The 6,879-nt window shown below is 72.1% G+C and carries 6 protein-coding genes; 4 read left to right on the top strand and 2 right to left on the bottom strand.

Features of this window, described 5'->3' with window-relative positions; all coding sequences use genetic code 11:
- The first annotated feature begins 116 nt into the window (after positions 1-116).
- From CCL05_RS36530 to CCL05_RS36515, 4 genes are all read left to right on the top strand, one after another.
- The gene (locus CCL05_RS36530; protein ID WP_167409684.1) at positions 117-1,100 is read left to right on the top strand and encodes a lysylphosphatidylglycerol synthase transmembrane domain-containing protein; all 984 of its coding nucleotides are present in this window, start codon (positions 117-119) and stop codon (positions 1,098-1,100) included.
- Positions 1,101-1,297: 197 nt separating this feature from the next.
- Positions 1,298-2,395: a mechanosensitive ion channel family protein gene (locus tag CCL05_RS36525; protein ID WP_086564940.1), complete on the top strand. Its 1,098-nt coding sequence runs from the start codon at positions 1,298-1,300 to the stop codon at positions 2,393-2,395.
- Positions 2,396-2,674: 279 nt separating this feature from the next.
- Positions 2,675-4,894: an NADP-dependent isocitrate dehydrogenase gene (locus tag CCL05_RS36520; protein ID WP_086564939.1), complete on the top strand. Its 2,220-nt coding sequence runs from the start codon at positions 2,675-2,677 to the stop codon at positions 4,892-4,894.
- Between the two features lie 127 nt (positions 4,895-5,021).
- On the top strand, positions 5,022-5,819 hold the full coding sequence (locus CCL05_RS36515) for an N-formylglutamate amidohydrolase (RefSeq protein ID WP_086564938.1): 798 nt from the start codon (positions 5,022-5,024) through the stop codon (positions 5,817-5,819).
- A 21-nt stretch (positions 5,820-5,840) separates the two neighbouring features.
- Here the strand turns inward: CCL05_RS36515 and CCL05_RS36510 are convergent, their stop codons facing one another.
- Together CCL05_RS36510 and CCL05_RS36505 are read right to left on the bottom strand one after the other, a co-directional pair.
- Complete coding sequence (locus CCL05_RS36510; RefSeq protein ID WP_086564937.1) at positions 5,841-6,329, bottom strand: hypothetical protein; 489 nt, start codon at positions 6,327-6,329, stop codon at positions 5,841-5,843.
- 5 nt (positions 6,330-6,334) lie between these two features.
- A partial coding sequence (locus tag CCL05_RS36505; protein WP_107400562.1) for an RNA polymerase sigma factor occupies positions 6,335-6,879 on the bottom strand: 545 nt, incomplete at its 5' end.

The raw sequence follows: 6,879 nt of genomic DNA, 5'->3' as shown, positions 1-6,879 counted from the left end.
CCGTTCCCCCCGCAAAGGCCCCGATGACGCTCTCCTCCCAGCCGCTCCCCGTACGTAAGACGCCGTCCGCACGTCCGCAACCCGCCGTTGGCGGGGCCTGGGAAGCCTCTGCGGATGTGACAGCGGTACAACTCCCCGAACTCCGCCCGGGACGACTCCCCCGTCGCGTCCCGGTCCGCCGCCTGCGTCAGATCCTGTGTCTGCTCCCGCTCCTGCTGGTCACCGTGGTCGCGGTGCGCCACCGGTCGGTGCTCGCCGAGGGCTTCGCGCATCTGGGCAGCGCCGAGTGGCCGTGGCTGCTGGCCGCGATCGGCGCGACCTGTCTGACCTGGGTCGCCGCCGCCTGCACCCGGCAGGGCGCGGTCGTCGAGCGGCTGCCCCGACGGCGGCTGGTGGCCACGCAGTTCGCGGCGGGCGCGGCCAACCACCTGCTGCCGACCGGCCTGGGCGCGAGCGCGGTCAACCTGCGGTTCATGACGGTCTGCGGGCTGCCGCTCGCCCGTTCCTCGGCGGCTCTCGCGCTGTATCTGCTGGCGGAGAGCGTCGGCCGGGTGGCCCTGCTGGGCGCCCTGCTCGTCGCGTTCCCCGACGCGTTGCGGCTCGGCACGCTGGTTCCCGAGACGGCGTTCGGTCCGCTGCTGGCCGGTGCCGGTGTGGTGCTCGTCATCGCGGTGGCCGTGCTGACCCTGGTCCGCCGGGTCCGTTCGGCCGTGCTGTCCTTCCTGCGGACGGCGCTCGGCGAGGCCCGCTCGGTGCACACCCGCCCGGCCCGGGCCCTGGCCCTGTGGGGCGGTGCCTTCGCCTTCCCCGCGTTGCAGGCGGCCGTACTGGTGCTGGTGGGCCGGGCGATGGGCCTGGACGTGCCGCCCGTGCACATGGCGGTGGCCTACCTGGCGGCGACGGTCGCCGTCGCCCTGGTCCCCACCCCGGGCGGGATCGGCTCGGTGGAGGCGGCGCTGGTCATGGCGCTGGTGGCGGCGGGCGGCCCGGCCGCGGTGGCCACGGCCGTGGTCCTGGCCTTCCGCGTCATCACGGTCTGGCTGCCGCTGCTGCCGGGCGCCCTGACGCTGGCGGCGCTGGTACGGCTGAAGGTCATCTGACCGCCCGGGCTCGGCCCGTTCACCGGTACGAAACCCCGTGCGGAATGCGGCAGGATGAACGGTCGTGCCGACCGCAGGTCAGGGTGGCCGGGCACGGTGGAACATCCCGCAGGACGAACAGGTGACGACGTGACGAAACTTCACATCCGGCGGCCGGCAACGGCTCTCGCCGCAGTTCTTCTTCCCGGAGGTGACAGGTGAACCGGGCGCTCACCGCGGACGATCTGGTCTTTGCCGGCATCGCCCTGGCGTCGGGCCTGCTGGCGGCCTTCGCGCTGCGCATGCTGCTGCGCTGGCTGGGCGGGCACGCGGACCGCACCCGCTGGAGCGGGGACGACGTCATCGTGCACGCGCTGCGGGCCGTGCTGCCGTGGGCCGCGGTGGTGGGCGGCGCGGCGGGCGCGGCGGCGGTGCTGCCGCTGACCCGGACGGTGCAGCAGCACACCAACCAGGTGCTGACGGTGCTGCTCATCTTCGTGGCGACGGTGTCGGCGGCGCGGGTGGTGACCGGTCTGGTGCGCACGGTCACCCAGTCCCGTTCCGGGGTCGCCGGCTCGGCCACGATCTTCGTCAACATCACCCGGATCCTGGTCCTGGCGATCGGCTTCCTGGTGGTGCTCCAGACGCTGGGGATCTCCATAGCCCCCATGCTCACCGCCCTGGGCGTGGGCGGTCTGGCGGTGGCGCTGGCGCTCCAGGACACCCTCGCCAACCTCTTCGCGGGCATCCACATCCTCGCGTCCAAGACCGTCCAGCCCGGCGACTACATCCGCCTCAGCAGCGCAGAGGAGGGCTACGTCGAGGACATCAACTGGCGGCAGACGACCATCCGCAACCTGTCCAACAACCTCGTCGTGATCCCCAACGGCCAGCTCGCCAAGGCGAACATGACCAACTTCATGCGGCCGGAGGAGCAGCTGACCATCCTGGTCCAGGTCGGGGTGGCCTACGACAGTGACCTGGAACACGTGGAGCGGGTGACCAACGAGGTCATCGCCGAGACGATGACCGAGGTCGAGGGCGCCGTGCCGGACCACGAGCCGATCATCCGGTTCCACACCTTCGGCGATTCCCGCATCGGCTTCACGGTGATCCTGGGCGTCGGAGAGTTCAGCGACCAGTACCGGATCAAGCACGAGTTCATCAAGCGGCTGCACAAGCGGTACCGCGCGGAGGGCATCCGCATCCCCGCCCCGGCCCGCACGGTGGCGCTCCAGCAGGGCGGGGTCGTCATCCCGCAGCAGCGCACGGGCGAGATCGAGCCGAACGAGATCTCCTCGGCCCGGTTCGACTGACGATCCTCTCGCCGATCGGCCGCCCGGCGCCGGTCACCTGTCGCTCCGCACCGGACGAGCCGAAAGAGGCCGGTTCCGTCGAGAGGGGCGGCCCTTCGGTCGCAACCGCCGCCGCGCCGACCAGGGCAGTCGCGGGGCCGCCACCCGCCGCGCTGTCTCCCCGGCCCGGGGCCGGGGAGATCGGTGGCGGGAAACTGGACGTGGACCCCTGTCGAGACGAGGTCCGTCAGGAGATATCTTGATGTCGAGCAATGTTGCAGACGTGGAGCGGAGCACCCGGTGACTGACTCGACCATCATCTATACGCACACTGACGAGGCCCCGGCCCTGGCGACGTATTCCTTCCTGCCGGTGGTCCAGGCGTACGCCTCGCAGGCGGGTGTCGCCGTCGAAACCCGCGACATCTCGCTGGCCGGGCGCATCATCGCGCTGTTCCCGGAGTACCTCACGGAGGACCAGCGCATCCCGGACGCGCTCGCGGAGCTCGGCCAGCTGGCCAAGACGCCCGCCGCCAACATCATCAAGCTGCCGAACATCTCGGCGTCGATCCCGCAGCTCAAGGCCGCCATCGCCGAGCTCCAGGGCCAGGGCTACGCGCTGCCGGACTACCCGGACGACCCGAAGACCGACGAGGAGCGCGAGATCCAGGCCCGCTACGACAAGGTCAAGGGCTCCGCCGTGAACCCGGTCCTGCGTGAGGGCAACTCGGACCGCCGGGCCCCCGCCTCGGTCAAGAACTACGCCAAGTCCCACCCGCACCGCATGGGTGCCTGGTCCGCCGAGTCGAAGACGAGCGTGGCGACCATGGGCCAGAACGACTTCCGCTCCACCGAGAAGTCCGTGGTGATCGCCGAGGACGGCGCCCTGCGCATCGAGCTCGTCGGCGACGACGGCACCACCACCGTGCTGCGCGAGTCCGTACCCGTCCAGAAGGGCGAGGTCGTCGACGCCTCCGTGATGCGGGTCGCCGCGCTGCGCGAGTTCCTGACGGCGCAGGTCGCCGAGGCCAAGGCCCAGGGCGTGCTGTTCTCGGTGCACCTGAAGGCGACGATGATGAAGGTCTCCGACCCGATCGTCTTCGGCCACGTGGTGCGCGCCTTCTTCCCGAAGACGTTCGCGAAGTACGGCGACAAGCTCGCCGCGGCCGGCCTGACCCCGAACGACGGTCTGGGCGGCATCTACAAGGGCCTGGACGCCCTGCCGGAGGGCGCCGAGATCAAGGCCTCCTTCGACGCCGAGCTCACCGAGGGCCCGGAGCTGGCGATGGTCGACTCCGACAAGGGCATCACCAACCTGCACGTGCCCTCCGACGTCATCATCGACGCCTCCATGCCGGCCATGATCCGCACCTCCGGCCACATGTGGGGCGCGGACGGGCAGGAGCACGACGCCCTGGCGGTCATCCCGGACTCCTCCTACGCGGGCGTCTACCAGGCCGTGATCGAGGACTGCAAGGCCAACGGCGCCTTCGACCCGTCCACCATGGGCACGGTGCCGAACGTCGGCCTCATGGCCCAGAAGGCCGAGGAGTACGGCAGCCACGACAAGACCTTCGAGATCGCCACCACGGGCACGGTCCGCCTGGTCGACCAGAACGGCACCGCGCTCATCGAGCAGGCCGTCTCGGCCGGTGACATCTTCCGCGCCTGCCAGACCAAGGACGCGCCGATCCGGGACTGGGTGAAGCTGGCCGTCACCCGCGCCCGCGCCACCGGCGACCCGGCGGTGTTCTGGCTGGACGAGACCCGCGCGCACGACGCCAACCTGATCGCCAAGGTCAAGGCGTACCTGCCGGAGCACGACACCGAGGGCCTGGACATCCGGATCCTGAACCCGGTCGAGGCCACGAAGCTGTCGGTGGAGCGCATCCGCCGCGGCGAGAACACCATCTCGGTGACCGGCAACGTGCTGCGCGACTACCTGACCGACCTGTTCCCGATCCTGGAGCTGGGCACCAGCGCCAAGATGCTGTCGGTCGTCCCGCTGATGGCGGGCGGCGGCCTGTTCGAGACGGGTGCGGGCGGCTCGGCGCCGAAGCACGTGCAGCAGCTGGTCAAGGAGAACTACCTGCGCTGGGACTCCCTGGGTGAGTTCTTCGCCCTGGTGCCGTCCCTCGAGCAGTTCGCGAAGGTGACGGGCAACGCCCGCGCCCAGGTCCTCGCCGACACCCTCGACCGCGCCACGGCGACCTTCCTCAACGAGGACAAGTCGCCGACCCGGCGCGTCGGCGGCATCGACAACCGCGGCAGCCACTTCTACCTGTCCCTGTACTGGGCGCAGGAGCTGGCCCGGCAGACCGACGACGCGGACCTGGCGAAGGCCTTCGCGCCGATCGCCGAGACGCTCGCCGCCAACGAGCAGAAGATCGTCGACGAGCTGGCCGCCGTCCAGGGCAAGCCGGCCGACATCGGCGGCTACTACCAGCCCGACCCGGCGAAGGCCGCCGAGGTCATGCGCCCGTCCGCGACGTGGAACGAGGCGCTGGCGTCCCTGAGCTGACGCCCCGGGCCGCATCGGTCCCTCCGCTCCGCCCCGGCCGGCGCACCGCCCGGCCGGGGCGGAGTTATGTTCGAAGAGGCCGGGCTTCGGAGCGAAGCCCCCGACCACGTCCCCGTGGAGCCGCCGCGTGACCGACGACCCCCCGTCCTTCGACATCCTGCCCGGCGCCGGGCACTCCCCCGTGATCCTGCATGTCCCGCACTCGGCGCGGGAGATACCGCCGTCCGTCCGGGCGGACATCGTGCTGGGCGACGACGAGCTCGCGCGGGAACTCGACCACATCACCGACGCGCACACGGCTCGGATCGCCGAGGCGGCGGCCCGGGCGGCCGGTGTCGCCCCCTGGCGGTTCGTCAACCGGCTGTCGCGACTGGTCGTCGACCCCGAGCGCTTCCCCGACGAACGGGAGGAGATGCGGGCCGTCGGCATGGGGGCGGTCTACACCCGGACCACGCACGGCGCCGTGCTGCGGTCCGGGGACGTCGAGGCCGGGCCGCTCGTCGCGCGGTACTTCCTGCCGTACGCGCGGGCGATGACCCAGGCGGTGGCGGACCGGCTGGCGGCCACCGGGCGGGCCGTGATCATCGACGTGCACTCGTACCCGCGGACCCGGCTGCCGTACGAGCTGCACGGGCAGGGACCCCGGCCGCCGGTGTGTCTCGGCACCGACTCCTTCCACACCTCTCCCGGGCTGCTGGACGCCGCGCGGCAGGCCTTCGGGGACATCGGGGAGACGGAACTCGACAGCCCCTTCAGGGGGGCCTACGTGCCGCTGGAGTTCTACGGGACCGACCCGCGGGTCGAGGCGCTCATGGTGGAGATCCGCCGGGACACGTACATGACCGAGCCGGGCGGTCCCGCCGGCCCCGGTCTGGAGCGGCTCGCCGCCGCGCTGGCCCGCCTGGCCGACGCCGCGTCCGGCTGACCGGCACCTGCTGGAGCACCCCTACGCCCGCAGCCACTGGGTCACGACCACATCCCCGCCGGTCCGCAGCCGCAGGGCGAACGGGCCCGACGGCGGTGTGTCGGCGGTGAAGCGGCCCAGGTCGTCGGCCGTGAGCGGGGAGCCGGGGCGCGGTCCGCCCAGGACCTCGATCCTGGCCGGCTGCGGCGGCAGCACCTGGCCCATCAGGCCGTGCGGGGTGACCTCGACGTCGACGGTCACCTCGCCCGCCTGGAAGGTCAGCATCCGGGGCGCGTCGCCGGCTCCCCGGACCGGGAGGGCGTCGACCAGCGAGTCGAAGGTCAGTTCCGCGACGCGGGCGTCCAGGTCGTGCAGCGCGTAGGCGTCGACGGCGATCTGCTGGAGCTCCGCCGGCACGGGGTCCAGGACGGCGGCGGCCCGCCGGAGCTCCTCCTCCAGCAGCCCCGCGTCCCACTCCTCGTCCCCCCAGTCCTCTTCGCCCCATTCGCCGAACAGCTCGTCGTCGTCCATGTCGCTCACATCGCCCCCCGCGCTTCGAGCCGGGCCCGCAGGCGCCGCAGACAGCGCTGGCGCAGCGGGCCGATGCTGCCCACCGCGATCCCGAGCGCGGCGGACACGTCCTGGTAGCTGGGCGGCGGCGTGGCCATCAGCACCCGCAGCAACTGCCGGCACCGCTCGCCCAGTTCCTCGAACTCCTGCCACAGCCGCCGTACGCGTTCGCTCTGTGCGGCGGCCTCCTCGGAGTCGAGCAGCGACTGTTCCGGCGTGCCGTCCTCGCTGACCCGGTCCAGGAGCTGCGGATCGTCCGTCAGGGTCAGCCGCTGCGAGCTCCGGATGACCTTCAGGCACTCGTGGCGCGCGGTGCTCGCCAGCCAGGCGCCCGCCTTGCCGGGTTCCCGGATCCGCCCGAGGTGCTGGGCGAAGCGGAACCAGGCGGTCTGGTACACCTCGTGGGCGTCCGCGTCGGACAGCCGGTGGGCCCGCACCACGGACCACACCAGGGGGCTCAGCCCTTCCACGAGCGCCTTCCAGGCCGCCGCGTCGCCGTCGGCGGCGGCCT

Source organism: Streptomyces africanus, from assembly GCF_002150735.1.
Taxonomy (GTDB): Bacteria; Actinomycetota; Actinomycetes; order Streptomycetales; family Streptomycetaceae; genus Streptomyces; species Streptomyces africanus.
This window is presented reverse-complemented; position numbering and strand designations above follow the sequence as displayed.